Below are 20,741 nucleotides of genomic sequence, written 5' to 3'. Positions count from 1 at the left end.
GTCATGCGCTGGCGCGCTCTTGTTCTTCCGCCGGACGCGATCCGTCGCGTACGTCGGCAGGAACAGAGAGACGACCCTTCGCATTGCAAGCCTCCAGCAGCCAGGAGTGTGGTTCGGCGCCCCGGCAGCGCAGCAGTTCGACATTCCAGCGGGCGCGTCCCAGTTCGAGTGGCTGGTTGGCGGCGGAGGGCGAGGGCGAGACGCGCCAACGTGAGAAGGCTGCGTTGGTCTCCTCGAGATGTTGCGATGAGCGGCGGATGACCAGGGCGACCACGCCGGAATCCTCGGCTGCGAGTTGCAACCGGCGCGATGGCGTCAAAGGCAGGCGCACCAGTTCGCCGACCACACCGGCGAGGCCGCGGTGGCGCAGGCCATCCTCCATGGCGGGAAGGATCTGGGAGTCCTTCCAGGTCTCGCAATAGATTACGCGATCCGGATGCAGGCCCACCCGGGCCAGCGCTGGCGCGAACAGGTCGCGGCTGTGCAGGCACCACAGCACCGGGCCGCCGATCCGCGCCAGGATGCCGGCCGCAAACAATGGCGCAACAGCCGCCTGGGCTCCGCGCACGCCGCTTTCGCTGATCTCGTGGACGGCGCCGAGCGCAAGGCCGCCGGACGGCAGCGCCACGTCGACACTTGCAATGCCGAACGGCAGCACCTCGCGGCGCCGGCGTTTGCTGGAGACGCGCTCCATCGTCTGCCTGAGCTCGGCGAGCAGGGCCGGCGAAGCGGTGAGGGGCGGTGGCATCGCCCCTCAACCGGTCGCGCGTCGTGATTTGCCAAGGCCGGGCGAGATCGACAGCAGCGATGAAGCAAGAGGCTTGTTCAGCAGGTCGCGCGGATCGTGCTCTCCACCCATCCAGCGCGGAAAATCGTTCTGCGCCAGGATCAGCGGCATACGGTCGTGGATCGGCCTCACGACCTCGTTGGCCTCGACCGTGACGATGGCAAAGGTGCGCAGCCATTGGTTTGTTCCCGGCTCGCGCCAGTTCTCCCAGATGCCGGCGACGCCGAACAGCTGGCGGTCGTTCCGCCTGATGGCGTGGCGTTTGCTGCGCGCGTCCTTCAGATAAAACTCGCTCATCGGCACGATGCAGCGCCGCTTGTGATAAGCGTCGCAGAACAGCCGCTGCTCGAAGATGGTCTCAGAGCGCGCATGGGTCGGCTGAACATGCGGCCGTTTATCGGCGTAGTGCTGGATCAGGCCCCAGCGCATCTGTGTCTCGGCCGGCATGCCCGTCTCGGGATGCAGGCGATATACCGGCAGCATCTGCCGTGCCTCGGCTTCGATCGCGATCTCGCGCTCGGATGAAGCGTCACTTTCCAACCTGAAGTTGTCTTGCGGTGGGGCGGATCCGCCTTGGGCGGGCCCGTCCGACAATGGGGTCATGGTGCTGCGCATGGTCGGAGTTCCCTTGCAGAAATGATTAGAACAAAAAGAGAACATCCAAAGCGCAGGCAGAGTCAACTCATCCTTTTGACGGCTGAAATTCCTGAGTTGATTCAATGCCGTTGCGTGGGGCGCCCGGTCCGCCATACTCCCGCCTTTGGCCTGTCGCGCCGGTCCAGCCTGGGAACAGACTGTTATGTGCACGCTCTACAGCATCACCACCAACCAGGAAGCGATCCGCGCACTGTTCGGCGTGACGCTGGACAGCGCCGGCAATCTGCCGAGCATGCCGGCGGTGTTTCCGGATTGGGAAGCACCGGTGATCCGCAATCATTCGAGCGGTCGCGAACTTCTGAAGATGCGATGGGGGTTGCCGAACCCGGCGGGAATTCCAGGCATCAACACCAACGTGCGCAACGCTGACTCACCGCATTGGCGGCGGTGGACGCAGCCCTCCAATCGCTGCCTCGTGCCGGCGACCAGTTTTTCTGAATACAACGACGAGCCGAATCCGAGGTCTTTGAAGAATCCCGATGGCTCGAAACATCCGATGGCGGGTAAGAAGGATGTGGTCTGGTTTGCACTGGATCGCTCGCGGCCGATGTTTTCATTCGCTGGGATCTGGACGGAATGGGGAGGGGAGCGTGGCACGAAGTCCAATCCCGTACCTGGACCGCATTTGATCTACGCGTTCCTGACGTGTGAAGCGAACGCCGTGGTCAAGCCGGTCCACAAGAAGGCGATGCCGGTTGTCCTGACCACGAGGGAAGAGCATGAAGTCTGGATGCGGGCGCCGTGGGACGAGGCGAAGCAGCTGCAGAAACCGTTGCCGGATGAGGGGGTGGTGGAGTTGATGCGAGGCGAAGCGAAGGAAGACACGGGCAATTGAACAGGCCGTGGCGCGCCCGCGGACGCGGGCCGGGCTCTCGTGAACCGGGCCGCTTCGCGTCCCGGCCTTCCGGCTTCGATCCCTCTCGCAGTCTCTCAATTCACATTGCAGCAGTTCGTCTGCATCCGGGTGTTGCAATGCAGACACATCGGGTGAAAAGCCTTGCTGCGCCTGTAGGTTGAGGTTGCCCGCGTCGGCAACCTTTGGAAATATACAGACACAGTCGGGAGCGAGACCGGCCTCGTCTCTCCGCAGAATGACAAGCGGAAGCAAGGTCGCTGGTGGGTGCAAACTCAGCCGCCGTCTGACTTGGAATTCTAAGGGCGGGGGCCTGGTGGTGCAGTGTATCGCGTTGTTGATCGCCGCTTTCCGTGGCGGTCGTTCATCGTTGTCATTTCAATTCAACGCAGGGCTGGGTGGAAGGTGGTATTTGTCACCGGCAAGCCGCCTGGTTTCTGGCCTGACGCTGTTCGTTGCTACAGCAACGGCGGCGAACGCCCAGGACGCGACGTGGACTGGTGCAACGTCCGGAGACTGGCAGACAGCGGCGAACTGGAGCCCGGCGGCCCAGCCCACAGGGACGGCAATCTTCGGAGCTTCGAGCCGGACGACGATTACGTTCTCAGACAATGATTTCTTTCATCCCGTTTCTGTCGGGACGATCCGGATCGACGCCGGTAGTCCTGACTATACCTTCAAACCGAGCTACCTTACGTTCACAGATGTCGGCATCGTCAATAATTCGAGTAGACCAGTCATCTTTGCGCCGTTCGCAGCGCTCAGTTTCCATAACGGCAGCACGGCTGCAAATGCGACCATTGTCACTTACGCTGAATCAGGCGGTGCATTCAGTTCTGTCGCGTTTGGTGATACCAGTAGCGCCAGCTCGGCGACGATTACATCGACCGGCGGGGTATATTTCTCGGGCACCGCGACTGCGGCAAACGCGACGATCAATGCGTCGCTTTTGTATTTCAGCACCGGGGGGCTGACATCGTTCGCCGGCGGGAGCTCGGCGGGATCCGCAATGTTGAGCAGCAGCAACGGCGCCCGCACGCTGTTTACCGACACAGCCACGGCGGCATCTGCGACCATCAATAACGCCGGCGTGTTCAGCTTCGGTGTCGTTCAAACACAAACGGCAATATCGTTCGGAGACAGCAGCACCGCCGGCAGCGCCGTCATTGCCAACACGGCCGGAGCACGTACTGACTTCGGTCAGAACAGCACCGCCGGTAGCGCGGCGATCACCAACAGCGGACGTGACGAGGGCACCCAATGGAATTCCGGCACATTGTTCACAGGCAATTCAAGCGCCGGCAGTGCCACCATCACGAACAATCAGTTCGGCTCGACGGGCTTTATAGGGGGGAGCTCAGCCGCGCAGGCAACCATCACCAACAACGACGGCGGGACTACGGCTTTTCTTGAAACGAGCACTGCTGCCGACGCCACGATTATCAGCAACAGCGGCGGCAAGACGTATTTCTATGACAGCAGCAGCGCGGGAAACGCGCGCCTCGTCAGCAATGCCGGCGGAACGTTCGGCTTTGCAACCACGGGGCCGATCGCGGCCGGCTCGATCGAAGGAGCGGGCCGGTTTATTCTTTTTGGCAGCCGTCTCTCGACCGGCGGCAACAACTTGAATGTCGAGGTCAGTGGCAAGATCGATGGCGCGGGCGTGCTCGAGAAGGTGGGGACAGGCGTGCTCATCTTGTCCGGCGAGAATACCTACCGTGGTGAAACGACCATCACCGCGGGGACCCTGCAGATTGGCAATGGCGGCGCCAGCGGTTCGATCCTCGGCGATGTGACCAACAACAGCCGTCTCGTCGTCAATCGCTCCGACGCCTTCGTTTTTGACAATGCTGTCTCGGGGAGCGGCAGTTTTCGCCAGGCCGGTCCCGGCACGACGATTCTCACCGCCACCAATACTTATGGCGGGGGCACCACGATCGCGGCCGGCACCCTTCAGTTGGGAAATGGGGGCACTGCGGGATCTATCCTCGGTGACGTCGTCAACAACGGCACGTTCGCTGTCAACCGGTCCGATAGCGTGACGTTTGCGGGACAGATTTCGGGTACAGGCAGTTTCCGGCAGATCGGCGGCGGCAGCACGACGCTCACGGGCGTAAACAGCTATCTGGGCGGGACTACCGTCAATGCCGGCAAGCTGCTGCTTGTCGGCGCCGGAACATTGGGTGCCGCCGCCGGGTCAACAACGATCAACGCTGCCGGCACACTTGATCTCGGCTGGACCAGCCAGCAGCAGTCCGCGGTGATGCTGATTGGGGGCGTCCTGCAAAACGGCAACCTGAACGGATCGGTGACGTCTACCGGTGGCACGATCACAGGCATTGGCGGCAGCGCTGGCCTCACCACCACCGCCGGTTTGACCACGCTTGGCGGCGTCAACACCTACGCCGGGGCCACCAACGTCAACGGTGGTGTCCTCAACGTCGCGGGCACGCTGATCGGGACGTCTGCAGTGAATGTGGACAGCGGTGGGACTCTCACCGGAGGGGGCACGATCGATCCAGTCGCCGTCACCGTCGCATCCTCGGGCAGGTTTGCCCCTGGCAACGGAACACCGGGCTCGTCGATCAACATCGTCGGCAATCTCGCTTTGCAGGCCGGCGCTCTCTATCTGGTACAGGTCAATCCGGCCACAGCGTCGTTCGCGAGTGTGACCGGAACGGCGTCCCTGGGTGGGGCAACGGTGAACGCGGCGTTTGCGTCGGGGAGCTATGTCCAGAAGAAATACACGATCCTGACGGCAAGCGATGGCGTGACCGGCACGTTTGCGCCGGCCGTGACGAGCAGCAACCTGCCGGCCAACTTCAAGACGGATCTCAGTTACGACGCCACTCACGCCTATCTCGATCTATCACTGAAGTTCGTTGCACCGCCCGGCAGCGGCCTCAGCGGCAACCAGCAATCGGTCGGCAACGCCATTGCCGGCTTTTTCGATCGCAATGGCGGCATTCCGCTGGTCTATAGTGGTCTGACCGCGAGCGGTCTGGCACAGGCCTCCGGTGAGTCCGGAACGAGCTCGCAGCAGACCTCGTTCAATGCGATGAACCAATTCATGGGGATCCTGACCGATCCCTTCTCAGGTCGTGGGCAAAGCGGGAGCTGGCCAGGGGGCGCAACCGGTTTGGCAGAAGAGGCAGCGAGCACCTACACCGGGACCGGAAACGCACGCACTGATGCTTTCGCGATGTTCACCAAGGCTCCGCCAGCTGCGGCTGTCGCGCGTCGCTGGAGCGTTTGGGCGGCGGGCTTCGGCGGATCCCAGTCAACCGATGGCAACGCTGCAGCCGGCTCGAGCGACACCACCAGCAGAATCTACGGGACCGCGGTTGGGGCGGACTACCGGCTTCTTCCGGGCACCACCTTGGGTTTTGCGCTCGCTGGCGGTGGCTCCAGCTTCGGTGTCAGCAATCTCGGCTCGGGCCGATCTGATCTGTTTCAGGCGGGAGGCTTCGTTCGCCAGGCCCACGGCCAAGCCTACGTCCAGGCGGCGCTGGCGTACGGCTGGCAGGACGTCACAACCAATCGCACGGTGACCATCAGTGGTGTCGACCGGCTGCAGGCGCGGTTCAATGCCAACACCTATTCCGGCCGGATTGAAGGCGGTTACCGCCTTGTTGCGCCGGTGCTGGGCGGGCTCGCGGTGACGCCATATGCGGCCGGGCAGTTCACGACCCTCGATCTTCCGGCTTATGCGGAAAAGGTTCTCTCGGGCACGCCGACCTTCGTACTGGCCTATGGATCAAGGAGTGTGACGAACACCCGCAGCGAGCTCGGTCTGCGGACGGAAAAACTTTTTGTATTCGCCGACGGTATTCTCGGGCTGCGTGGCCGTGTTGCCTGGGCGCATGATTTCAATACGGACCGGTCGGTCGCCGCAACATTCCAGGCGCTGCCCGGCGCAAGCTTCGTCGTCAACGGCGCGTCGCAAGCCGCCGATGCTGCGTTGACAACGGCCGCCGTCGAGATGAGTTGGCTGAGCGGTTGGTCGGTCTCGGCAACCTTCGAGGGCGAGTTCTCGGATGTGACCCGCAGTTATGCGGGGAAGGGCGGCGTGAAGTATCAGTGGTGAGCCTCTCTCTCACCCGTCACCCGAATTCCGAGCGGCAGGGAGACCCGCGACGTTGGCCGTCGGGCACGTGAACTGCAATCGTGCACCGGCGTAAGCGGGCCGGATTCTCGTAAACCCGGCCCCCTGCTTCGGGAAAGGCTACGCAGGAAAGCGGTATTAAGCAGCTTATCGCCGCAGTTTAGACGTCGGTATTCCATCGTGTCGCGGCTTGCCCGCTGGCCCAGACTCACGCTAGCCAAGAGCATAAAGCAGCTGACTCGGGATTTGAGATGGGGCGCCATTCGATCGAACTGCCGAAACTTCCCTATGCGTTGGAAGTGGACGGCCGACTGAAAACCGAGTTTGCGACCAAAGAGGGTGCCGAGCAGGTGGCGCTCGAGCTGAAGCGCCGATTTCCCATTCTGCAAGTTCGATTGTACGACGCAGCCGCGCAGGTAAGACACGACATCTCGGTGTGACAGCTGGCGAATTCCCCAAGTGACGTTTAGCCACGCGGGCTGACGGCCGCGTGAGGCCCAGCTATCTCAGGCAACGACTTTCAGTTCCGTGGTTCTCTGACTTGCGGAACCCGCGCCTGATTTTTGAAGCGCCTGCAGGTCCAACGATATCGCGCTAAAGTCCAGGGGGTTTAAGGGGCGCTGCCCCTTTCCCCAGCAAGATCTTCTTTCGTCCTCCTCTGCAGCAAGTCGGTCGCACGTCGCGGGTGGTGGCTCGATGCGACCGCGTTGCGCATCCTCGGCTGCGCGCCGGCGATGCCGCCGCCGAAACAAGATCTTGCCCCAAAACCCCGGTCTCGCCGACGGGCAGGCGGCATGGCGAGGGCCATGTGCGCCCTTGCCGATGGCACGCCCTTCGATGGGCTTCAGAGGCGAGACACTCACAATGGCTAAATTGACGAAGGCGGAGGCGAGGGCGCATGCCCGGGCCCTGGAGCTGCTGGACAAGGACGTCTTGACGTATGACGAACGCCTGTTCGTTCTGGAGAACTGGAACGAGGGGGCAAACCATATCAACGGCGTGGCAGGCGCGTTTTTCACGCCAGTGGGGCTTGCCGGTGATTTTGCAATCGATGCCGGCGGTGGACGGACAATCGATCTGTGCGCCGGAATTGGAGCATTGGCGTTCCATGTCCATTGGCGCGGATTTTACGGACGAGAGCGCAACATGCCATCCCCTGAGATCCTCTGTATCGAGATCAACCCGGCCTATGTGGATGTTGGCCGCAAGGTTCTGCCGGAAGCGACCTGGATCTGTGCCGATGTCTTCGGCTTCGATTTTGCGAGCCTCGGCCAATTTCGGACGGCAATTGCCAATCCACCGTTTGGGGCGACGGCCAGGACCGGAGCAGGGCCGCGCTACACCGGGCGCGCGTTTGAGTTTCATCTGATCGATTTGGCATCCGATATCGCTGATCACGGCACGTTCATTATCCCACAGACGTCGGCGCCGTTTCAGTACAGCGGCGTGCAATGCTATCGGGAGCGCCCGAGCGCGGATTACCTGAAATTCACGCAGCAAACTGGAATTCATCTGGAGGCTGGGTGCGGGGTGGATTGCAGCTACTATCGCGATCAATGGAGAGGCATTGCGCCGAGCGTCGAGATCGTCTGCGCCAATTTTGAAGACATGCCACGCAACAAGAACCGCTCATCGCCCGATGCGGAGACTGAGCTTCGTGCGTTGTGGAACGATCACGGCATCCCAGTGGATCGGCAAAATGCTGTCGTCGATCACATCAAGGCGGTGGCAAGAGCAGGCGTCAAATTTGAGAAATGCTCGACGCAAGGGGAGTTGTTCGACGAGTCATGGCTAGCAAAGGCGAGGGCGCCGTTTTGAGACGATCGATTACAATTGCGGACGTCTCTGTTATCGCGATTTCCCCTCTGCCTGCATACTTGTTACCAGTGCCTCAAGTCGATCGGCGCGGGCTTCCCAAATCGCTCTTTGAGTGGTTAGCCAGCTCTCGACGGCCTCAACGGCAGATTTCTCGATCGCGCATGTCCGCACGCGTCCCTCCTTGCGACTGCTGATCAGCCCCTGTTCTTCGAGAAAATGGATATGTCTCATGAACGACGGCAGAGCCATATCGAACGGTTTTGCCAGGTCGCTGATACTTGCCGGCCCGTTTCCAAGCTGCGCCAAAACGGCGCGGCGGGTGGGATCGGCTAGGGCCTGGAAAATGCCGTCCAAATCAGCCTTTGTTTGTTCCATGAAGCTAACTATCATTCTGATTTACTTAGTTCAATACATCTTTGTTGCGGACGCGTCGGCCTGAAAATTCGTAAAAATAGGTGCTTTTGTGCCTCGCTGCGTCAATAACTTAGCTGTTGCGGTAAGTGGTTTTTTAAAATAGTAAGCTTTTGCGCTAAGTAACGAGAGCGCGCTAACGCGAAACAAAACCAGCGAAAGGTTGCAAGATGAAGCTTGTCTTGATGCAATTCCTGACACTCGACGGGGTGAGCCAGGGCCCAGGGGCGCCGGATGAAGACACGACCGATGGATTCATTCGAGGCGGCTGGTTCGTTCCCTACCTGGAAGAAGGTTTTATGGAGACGGTCGCGACTTGGGTCGGGCAGGCGGACGGATTTCTGTTTGGCCGTCGAACCTACGTAAACTTCGCGCGCGATTGGCCGAAGATGAATGATCCGAATGACCCGATCGGGAGCAAGATGAACGGGTTGCCGAAGTATGTGGCTTCGAATTCGCTCAAGGAAGCCTCTTGGTCGCCATCCACAATCCTTTCCGGAGATGTCGGAGCAGAGATCGCTGAACTCAAGGCAAAGCCTGGTCGCGAACTACAAATCCATGGAAGCGCGCGCCTCGCACACTCGCTTCTGACTAAAGAGTTGATTGATGAATTCCGGCTCGTGATCGCTCCGGTCGTCCTCGGGCAGGGCAGAAAGCTCTTTATTGATGGCGGAGCTCCGGCCGGATTCAAGCTGGCAAACGTGGAGCGGACAGTCGGTGGCTTGGCTATTCATACGTATGAGAAGGCGGGCCCGCCAACATTCGCCACATACGGCGCATCCTGACATTTCGGAGGTCGTGATCGCCGGGGCTCATCGGATGGCGTCGAGCATACATGCTTCATGGTGAAGCGGGCTCGTCCGCCATGCGTGCCGACGGCTTGGTTGAGCAGCGGCGGCGCGAAAAATTCCGATTAATCCGTGTCGAAGCCGCGAGGCGTCTATCGCCGTGGGTAACGCTGGATCGGGAGCATTGATTGAGCGACGCCGGTCGGATGATCCCTCACAGACGATTTACAACTCGCGTCGTTGCTGGAAAAGATCAGTTCCGGCAATGGCAGAACGCCATGGCGCCGCTCATGGAGCTTCACTGGCCTGCGGCCCGATCACCTTCTGATACTTGCGTCGTTGACGCCGGCACATTCGATCTCGGGCCGCTGCTGATTGTTGCGGGGAGATTCGACGGAGTCTTCGCTCGAAGATCGAAGGATACAATTCGTCAAGGCTGCTTTGACCATTTGCTTTTGGTTTTCCTTCGGCAGGGATCCATCATTGGTAAACTCGCGGGTGAATCTATTCGTATGTCAGCGGGGACAGGGCTGATTGGATCTTTGGCATCGCCACTTGAACTGTCGATCGATTCCACCGAGGTGATCTCGATTGTCTTTGAGCGTGACGCATGTCCGGAGCTGGCAGCAACGATAGACCGTTTTACGAACACGGTGTTGTCTGACCGAATGTCGTCTTTCATAGGCGCTTTTCTAAGCAGTATCGTGCTGCAACTTCCAAATTTGTCCGCTGCCGATGCCCCAACTATTGTTAATTCAATAGCCGCATTTATCGATGCATGTCTCGCTCAGTCGGCGGCAAGAACGACGGACCCCCGGGTGACTATCTGGGCCACACAATTCAAGCTCGCCTGCAAATGCATCAACGAGCATCTGAGTTCCCTCACACTGACTCCGGCTCTGGTGGCGCGAGCGGCCGGCGTCTCGTTACGGCAGCTCTATTATCTCTTCGAATGCCAGGGTGGCGTCGTCAAATACATTCGACGGCGGCGGTTACAAGCCTGCCATGCAGCGATCGCCGACCCGCACGAACCTCGACGTATCCAAACAATCGCATATAGCTACGGCTTTTCGGACCCGGCACAATTCAGCAAGGCCTTTCGCGCCGAGTTCGGCTATAGCCCACGCGATGCGCGTGCGACTCCTGCGAGATGGCGTCTACCCCCGGAGCGGCCGCGCACGATTATCGAATGGTTTGCCAGAGCGCCACTGATTGTCGGCGGGCGCTTGCGTGCGAGAACAAGCAAAATGCATGGAGCGACAAGAAACGCCGACTAACGGTGAATTCTCCCTCTCGACCGAATCCGTAGTGTCGGTGGGCAGCAAGAAGGCCTGCTGCGCAGCAAAAAATAATTGGGGGGATTCATGGAGACGACAGTTCTTGAGAAGCGGGTGTGCGCCAAACGCCGCGCATTGTTGACGTGCATGATCGCTGTCAGCGCGATTGTGGCAGTACCGGCTCCACTGCAAGCACAGTCGCAATTCACGTCCGTGACGGCCTTTGGCGACAGCTTTGCGGACCACGGGTTGAACATCCTTCCGCTGTTTGCAGGCGACAAGTCAAATTACCCGAGCCACGGCGGTGATCTTGCAAATCTCAATCGCACAGCACCTCTCGGCTACGTTGGTTTTCCCTATCCACTTCAATCAAAACTTGGGCTCGCAAATAACCAACTCACAAACTATGCAGTGGGTGGCGCGACGACCTCCGATTATAACATCGCGTTGCCCGGTGCAGGGTTGTCCTATCAGCTGAATGCCTGGGGCGGGCGCCCGTTCGGAAACCGCGATCTGGTTACGATCCATATCGGCCTGAATGATCTTGCCTCCCCGTTGGAACAAGGATTGCCCGTTCCGTCCGGAATAGAGGCAGGGGCGAACGCCGCGGCCGCTGTTAGACGATTTGTGCAGGCCGGCGCGCGCACGATCGCCTTTGTCGGCTTCTCGGATGCCAGTCGGGCGCCGATCTTTGACGCGAGATTCGGTCCCCCGCTGTACCCAGGATTTGGACCCGCAGCAGGGCCGGCGGCCCAGAAATTCAGCGCGAACTATTATGCGACGCTGCAGCAGCAGATGCGACCGCTATCCCAAGCAGGAGCGCGGATATTCCTGTTTGACGAGACGCGGCTCATTGATCGGGTGGCAGCGAACCCCAGGGCCTATGGACTCGAATCGGCAGCTTATGTCCCGGGGCTAAAGAGCCTGTTCATATATGATAACGTGCACTGGTCGACCGAGGGCTTTGCGCTTACGGCGAGTTATCTCGTCAATTTGCTTCGGGCGCCGTCGACATATCCGGCGCAAGCGGACGTTGCTCACATTGCGGCAACCGGTTTCGGCCGGTTAATCTTCTCGCAATTGGACTCCAGCCGCTCAGCCGGGTTCGGCGCCACGAACGCGACAATGGCGATGATGACCAATATGCCGGCGAGCACATTCGCGCCGGTCAATCCCATCTCGATCTACCTCGGGGCGACCGGCGTCGCGGGTAAGACCACCAATCTGACCGATGCACTTGGCATGCGTTATGGTATGGGCGGCGGCCAGATCGGAGCGGAATATCGGCTCACCCCCAACGTCAAACTCGGTGCGGTGTTCAACTTTTCCACGGGTGAATTCTCGCTGCGGCAGGGCGGTGGCAAGATCGATCAAGACGCATACCAGTATGGTGCATATGCCTCATTCTCGTATTCGCGCTGGTTCACCGACGTGATGGCACTCTATAGCCGCGGCAACCTGAAGATCGAACGGCCCGGGGTGATCGACACCGTCTACGGCGATACCAAATCCGATAGCTTCGCAATCGGCGTAAGGGCGGCTTACCTGTTCGATGTGATGCCCCGAATGCAGGTCGGGCCTTTGGCCGGGCTGACTTATGCCCGCACAAGCGTTCGAGGATTCGCCGAGACTGGCGATCCACTCCTGACCTTTGAAGTTGGTGGCCAAAAGCTGGACAGTCTCACAGGCAGCGCAGGCGTGCAGCTCCGGTTCCCCTTGATGATCAATAATCAGCCGCTTTCGCCTTATGTCAATCTAACCGCCGAGCATGACTTCTGTGGCGGCGGGCCGACAATTTTGGCGACGCTCACGCAGTCGCCGTTGCTTTCGATCTATACGCCGGTTCCCGGCCGTGGCGGGGAAACCTATGGCGCGGTGCAGGCTGGCCTGAGTGCCGCGTTCAGCGACCAGGCGACGGTGGCTCTGGGAGCAGCAACGATCTTTGCGCGAAGCTCCGGCAACGACTATGGCGGGAACATCGCCCTTAAATACAGATTTTAAGTAAGGATGTATCAGGAGGCCACACAACGAATATTGCACCTCAGCTTACCTTTCGAGGGGAGTGCCGAGCGGCCTTTGAATTTTACGCAAAACTGCTTGGTGGCGAGATCATGATTATGAACACGTTCGGTGGGAGCGAAGATCGCGCCCTGCCGTCAGGATCGGTGGCTGGCCCAGCGGGGAATGTTCGTTTTGCGGAAGTTCGGTTTGGCGACAATCTGTTGCGCGGTAACGACCTGAATGACGACGCATTCGTCCAGATGAGTGGCTTCAATGTATCGCTGCATGTTCATAGCACTGAAGAGGCCAAACGGATCTTCGGTGGCTTGGCGGAAGGCGGAACATTCGCAACACCTCTGGCCGAGGCTGACTGGGCTAGGCTGTTCGGAATGGTCACAGACCGCTTTGGAGTGCCTTGGCTAATTCTGGCGCCCGACGAATGACGTCGTTGGAGGTCCAATTTGCTACATGGGGCGTCGTCGCTATGCCCTTACGTGGCCTCCCCGACACAACTGGTTAGAGTTCGACCAACTGGAGAGGGCGGACCGGCTACGCGTTAATGCAACGGTTCGATCCGCCATTTACAGCTAGACGCTTGGGCTGGGAGCTATGACGGGGAGGATCTATTTCCGCGCTATACCGGGCACCACGCTTTCCCACTTGGGGCACTGCCGATCTCTAAGCGACACGTCGTAAGCTTGATAGCTGGACTTGTCGATGATCGGTGTATCGAGGACAATCTCCGTGGGGACTGGCTTACCGTGAAGCTGACGAACCGCCGCCATAACGCCGATGCACCCCATCAGAAAACCGTCATACGCGGCCGTAGCCAGCATGTCCCCCTTTTTAACTGCGGCGATGCCTTCGGGATCGCCATTCAACCCGACGACAAAGGCCTTGCGTTGGGCAGCCTTCAGTGCCTCGATCACGCCGGTCGCCATTCCGTCGTTGGCGACCATGATGCCGTTGATGTTGGAGTGGGCCTGGAGCAGGTTTTCGGTCACTTGAAGAGCTTCCAGGCGCTGGTAATTCGCGGCCTGGGAGGCCAGGAGCTTTACTTCGGGAAATTCCTTGATTGCATCCCTAAAGCCTCGGACCCGCTCGACGCTCGTGACGGCGCCCTTGACGCCTTCGATAATCACAACATTTCCTTTGCCGTTCATGGCGCGGAGCAAGTAGCGGCCGGTCTCCAATGCGATTTCATAGCTTGATGCACCGACATAGGTGACAAAATTACCGTCAGGACTTCGGTCGTCGACGTTGACGATGGGAATGTTGGCATTGTTGACCTTGCGAACGCCTGGGACCATGGCCCGATAATCGACTGGCGTGAACAGGATCGCATCGGGCCGCTTGATGATTGCAGCCTCGATCAGCGACATCTGCTCAATGATACTGTCGGGCTGATTTGGGATGTAATGGGAAACGACGACATTCATCTGTTTGGCTGCGGCATCTGCACCGGCGCGGACAACTTGATGGAATGATGCGACCTGGTTTTTCGTAAAAACCGCGATCCGCTCTCCGTCCGCGGAAGCTTGCGTTGTTCCGCCGATCGCGGCAAAAGCTGCAACAAAGTGGGCAATCTTCTTCATCTGTGTATTTCCCCCTATTTTGTGTTGGACTCTCTACGCAGTGTCGCGTCCGCGAAAACGGCCACGACGATGATCAGTCCCGTAATCAGCGGCTGCCAATTCGAACTAACTGAAAGGATGTTCATTCCGTTTAGAATGAGGGTGAGCAGCACCGCCCCGGTGAACGTTCCAAAAATGGAGCCCGTGCCGCCGAACAGTGATGCGCCGCCGACAAGCACGGAAGCGAGGCCGGGCAGCAGGAGTGTCGAGCCCATGTTCGCGTCAGCGGAGTTGAGCCGCGCGAGGAACACGAGGGCTGCGAGACCAGCCATGGCGCCCGACGTTGCGTAGACGAACAGCAGACGTCGTCTCACTGGGATGCCGGAAAGCTCTGCGGCTGTGGCATTGGCTCCGATCGCGTAGATCTGTTTGCCGTAGATCGTCCAGCGCATCAAGGCGACGCCGATGAGCAGGGAGGCGGCCATTAGGTAGACTGGGATTGGAATGCCGAAGCCATACCCGCTGCCGAGTTGGCGAAACGCGGCGGGGAAGTCGCCGATCGTGCGGCCCGCCATGACGTAATAGGTCAAACCATTGACAACCCACATCATCCCGTAGGTCGCGATGAAGGCCGGCAAGCGAAGCGATGTGACGAGGAAGCCATTCAGAAGGCCAATAATCGTGCCGACGCCGAAACCGATGATAGCGCCGAGCCAAGGTGTGCCGGTGGCCTTGATCACCATTGCAGCGAGACATCCCGACAGCGCGATATTGGCACCGATGGACAGATCCAGGCCGCCGGCGAGGATGACGAGCGTCAAGCCGGAGCAGAGAAGAAACAGCAAGCTGGCTTGGCGCAAGATATTGAGGACGTTGTTCGCCGTGAAGAACGTATCCGACAGGGTAGTTAGGGCGAGTATGACCATGCCGATCGTGAGGAAACGATAGCCCAGCCGCCTGGTGTTGTTGGACCAAGGCGCCACCGATTGTGCATCTAGGATGGTCATTGCACGCCCCGTCCATGCCGATCGATGATCATGGCGATGATCACCATCAATCCAACACTTGTGACTTGGGCCGCCGCAGGAATCGACAGGAGTGTAATGCCGTTGCGTAGGATGCTGATCGTCAGAACGCCGAGTAACGTTCCGGCCAGCCAACCGTGTCCCCGCTCGAATGAGGTTCCACCCAGCGCGACTGCCGCAATCGCGTCAAACTCGAGGCCGAGCCCCGCTGTTGGGTGCCCCGCATTCATGCGTGAGGTCATCAGGAGTGCGGTGAAGCCCGCCATTACGCTGCTTAGGCCATAGACGGCGATTAACGGCAATCGGACGCTGCGTCCACTCAACGCTAGTGCTTGACGATTTCCACCTAATGCTCGCACCGCTACGCCGAAACGAGAGCGGTCAAGCAGCCAGTGAAAGGCGAGGTAGAGCAGGACCGAATAGATAATCGGCAATGCAAGCGGGCCGATCGATCCGTAATACAGATCGCTCAGGTCACTCCCAAACCCCGTGACGCTCTGTCCGTCGCTTATGACAAGGGCGAGCCCTTGCGCCGCCCCGAGCGTGCCAAGTGTGGCGACGAAGGGGGGGATCCCGAGCACCGCAATCAATCCGCCATTCGCCAATCCGAACCCCAGCCCCACGAGTAGGCCCGCGCCGATTGCTGCGCTGAGCGAGCCCGTCACGACGGCAACGCTTGCGATCACCATCGACGCGAGGGAAGCGACCGCGCCGACTGAAAGGTCCAGCCCCTCGGTCAGGATCACCAATGTCATCGGAAGGGCGACGACAAGCAGGATTGTGGACTGAGCCAGAATATTGGTGAGATTGCTGCGCGTTGCGAAGTCCGGACTCACAAACGCAAATACTATCGTAAGAACGATAAGCATGACCGAAGCGCCAGGAATTGAAGCAGCGAAGTTTCGCCTGTTCACGGCAAGGACTTTAGACATGATGCATTCCCAGTCGAACGATAGCTTCCTCGGACAGAGCTGGATGCAACAGCTCTCCGACAATGCGCCCACCTTTCATGACGTAGGCTCGATCGCAGACGTTGACTATCTCCGATTGCTCGGAGCTGATCATCAGCACAGCAGCTCCGTTTAGGACGAGTTCGTACAACAGGGCGAAGATCTCTGATTTCGCACCAATATCGATTCCGCGTGTCGGCTCATCGAAAATGAAGAGCCGCGGACCGTTGGCAATCCACTTGCCGATGACAATCTTTTGCTGGTTACCCCCGGAGAGTTCGCCCACTGGTTTGGCAATCGACGGCGTTGCAATACGCAGGCGCTCAACGAGTTCACTGACAACACGGTTGGCCCTGGCGACATTGAGGACGCGCGTGGGGAAGAGCTTCTCGAGCGCGGCGACAAGGAGGTTGTCCTTGACACTATGGGTCAGCAACAGACCTTCCAATTTCCTGTTTTCCGGAATGAAGGCTATTCCCATGGAGCTGGACGATCGCGGATTGTTGGCCTTCTTCGCGCCCGCAATTCGGATTTCGCCCGACGTCACCGGATCAACCCCGAAGACTGCCCGAGCGAGTTCGGTACGGCCGGAACCAACCAAACCGCATAAACCGACGATCTCGCCGGCTCGCACGACCAGGCTGGCGTTGCGAATTCCATTGGATGACGACAGGTTTTCGACCTCGAGGACAGCTTTACCCGGTACCGCTCGTGTCGAGCGGGTATAACTCGCATCCACGAGCCGTCCGACCATTAGGCAGACCAGTTCCTCCGCTGTAACGTCGCCGACCATCATGCTGGCGACATTTTTACCGTCCCGAAGGACAGTCACGCGATCGCCCAGGTCGAAAACCTCGGCCATGCGGTGGGAAATGTAGACGATGGCAACGCCCCGCGCCTTGAGTTGGCGCATGATCGCGAACAACTGCTCGGACTCGCGATCCGATAGGGCGGCGGTCGGTTCGTCCATGACGAGAATGCGAGCGTCTCGGGATAGCGCCTTGGCGATCTCAACCATCTGCTGTTGTGCGACACCAAGCCGATGTATTGGTGTGCGTGGATCTATATCGAACCCGATACGATCGAGAACGCGCTTTGCCTTTGAGTACAAGGCATGGTGGTCGATCGATCCCGGCAGGCGGCCCGCAGGCTCTTCGCCAAAGAGGATGTTGTGCGCGATGTCCAAACAAGGGACGAGGGAGAATTCTTGAAAAATGACGGCGACACCCAGTTGTCGTGCATCTGCGACCGATCGCAGTTCAACCGACTTCCCCCCATTCAAGATGCTGCCGGCATCGCGTGCGTAAGCACCGCAAAGAACTTTCATAAGGGTGGATTTGCCAGCTCCGTTTTCCCCCAGGAGCATGTGAACCTCGCCCGGCCAAATCGACAGATTGACGTGATCGAGGGCCTTCACACCTGGAAAGCTCTTGCAGATGTTGTGGAGCTCGAGCAGGGGATGACGCGGCGGGTCTGGCAACGTGGCCACGCTGGACGTATGTGAGCGATGTATGGTCATGCGGACTCCGCAGTCGGTTTGTGCCCGATGCCAGGCGCGCGCGATCGTTCGACCGCGCACACAACAGGCTTAATCGAGAGGCGGTTCGCTCTGGATCGCGCCGATTAAAAGCAGCGTGATCCGGCAACTCATCGGCCAGTTTATAGCATCGCAGGTTCCGGCGGCGGCACGACCGACGCAAAGTGATCGGCGATGGCGCCGGACGTTGTGAACCAAACCGTATCGCGGTGCTTCGTTACGTGCTCAAGCAATCGTCGGAGCTGCTTCAGCCGAAACGGTTGACCGAAAATGAAATTGTGAATGGTGATACCGAACACAAGCGGCTGTTGCTTCGATTGACACAGCAATTCGTCGAAATTGTCGATCGAGCTGTCAGCGAATTGTTGAGCGGTCGCGTCGTGGAAGATCACCATTGGGATGTCGTTGAGTTCATGCGCATAAGGCACGCTCAGAAGCGGGCCGGCGTCGGTCGTCAACCATACGGGCTGGTCGTCGATCGGCCAGTCGAGGGTGTAGCGATAACCTTCCTTCGCCAACAGATCTTCTGTTTGTATGGTTGCGTTGGCGCCAGGGCTCATCCAGCCGCGGGGAGACCCACCCTCATGCCGACGAAAGGCTTCTGTTGCTTCCTGGATAAGACGGCGCTCTTCTTCGAGTGACAAGCCATTCTGGTTCTCAGAATTGGTGCGACCGTGGCCGACGATTTCATCGCCACGGCCACGATGCACGGCAATGAGTTCGGGGCAATGCTCATAGCATGCGCTGTTAAGCAGTACCGTCAGTGGAAGTCGAAATTCATCGAACAAGTCAATCAAGCGCCAGCCGCCGACCCGATTTCCATACTCTCGCCATGACCAGTTGAACTTGTTCGGGTGACCATGATTCGGAGTGAGCGGCGTACCAAGACCGGAGCAATTGTACGCAAAACTCTCCACGCACAGTGCAACGTAAAACGCGAGTCTCCGGCCCTCCGGCCAGGAGAAGTTTGGCCGATTGGCGATGGCGGAATAGGGAAAGCGATCGTGAGTTGGCAGCATTTAGGTTTCTTTCGACAAGAAGTGACTGTCGGCGCGGAGATGCCGATACGATTGATCTAGGGATCGCGGTTCGGATGCCACCGCACTACGAGGGCGCGGCGCGGAATCCGTGTCCTGGGATCCCACCGCGGCTCAGGGAAGATTTTGCGAGGGTTTGTGGGCGGGCTCGGAGGCCCGGGCATTATGTTCTCCCTGTATTTTTTACTTTTATGACGCTGGTGGTGATCTTGCCCGGTCGGTTTGAGCCGAAAAAGCAGGGCGCTCTAACTGGATTTGTTAGTGGCGCTTTGAAGTTCGGTCAGGCCCGATCGCCTCGTCGAAGAGAGGGGGTCTCGCACCGAGAATTGTCCGCATACGCCTGCCTGTTGCCCTGCCTTTGGAGGGATTCGGCAAACGAAGCCGCTCGAAGACGGCGATCAGCAGAGCGGTGGAACCCGGCGATGCCAATCCGTCTGGAACTGGAAGGCTTCACCGACGCTCAAGAGCGTCGCTTCATCGTAAGGTCTGCCCACCAGTTGCATCCCAATCGGCAGGCCAATGGCCTGGAAACCGATTGGGATCGATAGAGAGGGAAGCCCGAGAAAGCTGATGGGCCGCAAATACGTCACCAGCCTGGAGATCATTTGGTCAATGTCCGGTCTTCCGCCTATGTCCGTTTCCGCGATCGTCGGCGTTGGCAGGGTGAGGCAAGGCAACACGAGAACGTCGACGGATCCGAAAACCTGGCTTCGAAACTCGCGAAGGGCGACACCGCGAAAGCGCAGGGCGTCGATATATGTTGTCGCCGGGATTACTAGCCCACGCTGAAGCCGTGCCTGCATTTGATCGGAAAAAGTGTGCGGAGACTGAGTGAGCTGGGTTCGGTACGTCGCTGAGATTTCGGAAGCCATGACCTGAAAGCCGGCGACGTCATAGCGAGTTAGGTCCGGCAGGACGACAGGCACAACCTTGCAACCGAGCTCACCCAGCATATTCAGCGCTTCTTCGATTGCGAGGCCAATCTCCGGGGAAACGTCATCGGAGCTCAGCTTCGGCACGCCGATGCGCAACACCGGCGGTTTCCGGTTCGATACTCCGACATGATCGCCTGCCAGGTTGCCGCTTGGGATGCGACCTCCGGCTTTTGGTTCCGCAAGAATGTCGAGTAGCATGGCGCAGTCCGCGGCGCTGCGTGCAATGATGCCGACGGTATCCATCGAAAAGGATCCCGGGATCGAGCCGGTGCGGCTGATACGACCTTGCGTGACCTTAAGGCCAGTCACACCACAAGCGGCTGCCGGAAGCCGGATCGAGCCTGCCGTGTCCGAGCCAAGCGCCGCAAACGACAGTCGGGCCGCGACGGCGACCGCAGAACCACTGGACGATCCACCGCTGATGTAGTCCGTATTCCAGGGATTGCGGCAATGGCCCAGATGATAGTTGTGCCCTGTCGGACCGTAGGCCAGTTCCGCAAGGTTTAACGCACCAAATTGTATGGCCCCGGCGCTATCGAGACGTTCCAGGACTGCAGCCGTGTCGGTCGGTATCGCAAAAGGCACCGAAAGACCGACCGAGCAGGGCACTCCAGCTCGATAAAACATGTCTTTGTGCGCGAGTGGTACGCCGTGTAGGGGGCCCCGAAAAAAGCCTAGCGCACGTTCCTTGTCGGCTTTCCTTGCATCATCCAGTGCGCGTTCTTCCCAAAGAGAGACGATTGCGTTCAGCCTTGGATTAAGTGCTTTCGCGCGATCCAGCGTCAATTCCATCAGTGCAGCCGCTGATGTCTGGCCGGTCCGTAGTGCCGTGGCGATTTCCCTCAGGTCGAGCCGGTTCAGCTCGCGGCGGATATGAGCGGCTGCCATCATTGCACTCTCGTCAATTCGACGGCAAACCAATCAGGCTCGGAGGACAATGGAAGGTCGTCGTAGGTCCTCTGGACTCTCACCCGCTGCGTGGCCAT

The 20,741-nt window shown here is 59.3% G+C and carries 17 protein-coding genes; 8 read left to right on the top strand and 9 right to left on the bottom strand.

Translation table 11 applies throughout. From position 1 onward, the window contains the following. Position 1: 1 nt before the first annotated feature. Together RS897_RS36595 and RS897_RS36590 are read right to left on the bottom strand one after the other, a co-directional pair. Complete coding sequence (locus tag RS897_RS36595; RefSeq protein WP_315833526.1) at positions 2 to 748, bottom strand: ImuA family protein; 747 nt, start codon at positions 746 to 748, stop codon at positions 2 to 4. A 6-nt stretch (positions 749 to 754) separates the two neighbouring features. Further along, entirely contained in the window at positions 755 to 1,537 is a 783-nt protein-coding gene (locus tag RS897_RS36590; RefSeq protein WP_315833525.1) for an SOS response-associated peptidase, read from the bottom strand. Between the two features lie 49 nt (positions 1,538 to 1,586). Between RS897_RS36590 and RS897_RS36585 the strand changes: the two genes are divergently transcribed. The 4 genes from RS897_RS36585 (at position 1,587) to RS897_RS36570 (ending at position 8,220) form a co-directional block, all read left to right on the top strand. Beyond that, positions 1,587 to 2,279 carry an SOS response-associated peptidase gene (locus RS897_RS36585; RefSeq protein ID WP_315838862.1) on the top strand — a complete coding sequence of 231 codons (693 nt, stop codon included), beginning with the start codon at positions 1,587 to 1,589 and terminating at the stop codon, positions 2,277 to 2,279. A 334-nt stretch (positions 2,280 to 2,613) separates the two neighbouring features. Next, entirely contained in the window at positions 2,614 to 6,384 is a 3,771-nt protein-coding gene (locus tag RS897_RS36580; RefSeq protein ID WP_315833524.1) for an autotransporter domain-containing protein, read from the top strand. A gap of 269 nt (positions 6,385 to 6,653) precedes the next feature. After that, a complete protein-coding gene (locus tag RS897_RS36575; protein WP_315833523.1) occupies positions 6,654 to 6,842 on the top strand; it encodes a hypothetical protein in 189 nt (62 codons plus the stop codon). A 424-nt stretch (positions 6,843 to 7,266) separates the two neighbouring features. Continuing rightward, a complete protein-coding gene (locus RS897_RS36570) occupies positions 7,267 to 8,220 on the top strand; it encodes a class I SAM-dependent methyltransferase (protein WP_315833522.1) in 954 nt (317 codons plus the stop codon). Positions 8,221 to 8,250: 30 nt separating this feature from the next. On the opposite strand, the gene RS897_RS36565 is transcribed toward RS897_RS36570, so the two are convergent. Further along, positions 8,251 to 8,595 (bottom strand): ArsR/SmtB family transcription factor, encoded by a 345-nt coding sequence (locus tag RS897_RS36565; RefSeq protein ID WP_315833521.1) that lies wholly within the window; start codon positions 8,593 to 8,595, stop codon positions 8,251 to 8,253. A gap of 206 nt (positions 8,596 to 8,801) precedes the next feature. Here RS897_RS36565 and RS897_RS36560 point away from each other — a divergent pair, with 206 nt between their 5' ends. From RS897_RS36560 to RS897_RS36545, 4 genes are all read left to right on the top strand, one after another. Further along, the gene (locus tag RS897_RS36560; protein ID WP_315833520.1) at positions 8,802 to 9,416 is read left to right on the top strand and encodes a dihydrofolate reductase family protein; all 615 of its coding nucleotides are present in this window, start codon (positions 8,802 to 8,804) and stop codon (positions 9,414 to 9,416) included. 191 nt (positions 9,417 to 9,607) lie between these two features. Then, positions 9,608 to 10,696, top strand: a complete 1,089-nt coding sequence (locus RS897_RS36555) for a helix-turn-helix domain-containing protein (RefSeq protein ID WP_315833519.1) — start codon at positions 9,608 to 9,610, stop codon at positions 10,694 to 10,696. A gap of 87 nt (positions 10,697 to 10,783) precedes the next feature. After that, a complete protein-coding gene (locus RS897_RS36550; RefSeq protein ID WP_315833518.1) occupies positions 10,784 to 12,697 on the top strand; it encodes an autotransporter domain-containing protein in 1,914 nt (637 codons plus the stop codon). Then, entirely contained in the window at positions 12,685 to 13,140 is a 456-nt protein-coding gene (locus RS897_RS36545; RefSeq protein ID WP_315838861.1) for a VOC family protein, read from the top strand. Before RS897_RS36550 ends, RS897_RS36545 begins: the two co-directional genes overlap by 13 nt. Before the next feature lie 180 nt (positions 13,141 to 13,320). On the opposite strand, the gene RS897_RS36540 is transcribed toward RS897_RS36545, so the two are convergent. The 6 genes from RS897_RS36540 to RS897_RS36515 all read right to left on the bottom strand — a co-directional run bounded on the left by RS897_RS36540 (position 13,321) and on the right by RS897_RS36515 (position 20,646). Next, positions 13,321 to 14,292: a sugar ABC transporter substrate-binding protein gene (locus RS897_RS36540; RefSeq protein ID WP_315833517.1), complete on the bottom strand. Its 972-nt coding sequence runs from the start codon at positions 14,290 to 14,292 to the stop codon at positions 13,321 to 13,323. Between the two features lie 14 nt (positions 14,293 to 14,306). Then, a complete protein-coding gene (locus RS897_RS36535; protein WP_315833516.1) occupies positions 14,307 to 15,278 on the bottom strand; it encodes an ABC transporter permease in 972 nt (323 codons plus the stop codon). After that, the gene (locus tag RS897_RS36530; protein WP_315833515.1) at positions 15,275 to 16,228 is read right to left on the bottom strand and encodes an ABC transporter permease; all 954 of its coding nucleotides are present in this window, start codon (positions 16,226 to 16,228) and stop codon (positions 15,275 to 15,277) included. The genes RS897_RS36535 and RS897_RS36530 overlap by 4 nt, the downstream gene beginning before the upstream one ends. Next, positions 16,221 to 17,765, bottom strand: coding sequence for a sugar ABC transporter ATP-binding protein (locus RS897_RS36525; protein WP_315833514.1), 1,545 nt, complete (start codon positions 17,763 to 17,765; stop codon positions 16,221 to 16,223). Before RS897_RS36525 ends, RS897_RS36530 begins: the two co-directional genes overlap by 8 nt. A 140-nt stretch (positions 17,766 to 17,905) precedes the next feature. Then, positions 17,906 to 18,802 (bottom strand): polysaccharide deacetylase family protein, encoded by an 897-nt coding sequence (locus tag RS897_RS36520; protein ID WP_315833513.1) that lies wholly within the window; start codon positions 18,800 to 18,802, stop codon positions 17,906 to 17,908. A 416-nt stretch (positions 18,803 to 19,218) separates the two neighbouring features. Next, complete coding sequence (locus RS897_RS36515) at positions 19,219 to 20,646, bottom strand: amidase (protein ID WP_315833512.1); 1,428 nt, start codon at positions 20,644 to 20,646, stop codon at positions 19,219 to 19,221. Between the last annotated feature and the right edge of the window lie 95 nt (positions 20,647 to 20,741).

It is taken from the genome of Bradyrhizobium prioriisuperbiae, from assembly GCF_032397745.1.
Lineage (GTDB): Bacteria > Pseudomonadota > Alphaproteobacteria > Rhizobiales > Xanthobacteraceae > Bradyrhizobium_A > Bradyrhizobium_A prioriisuperbiae.
This window is presented reverse-complemented; position numbering and strand designations above follow the sequence as displayed.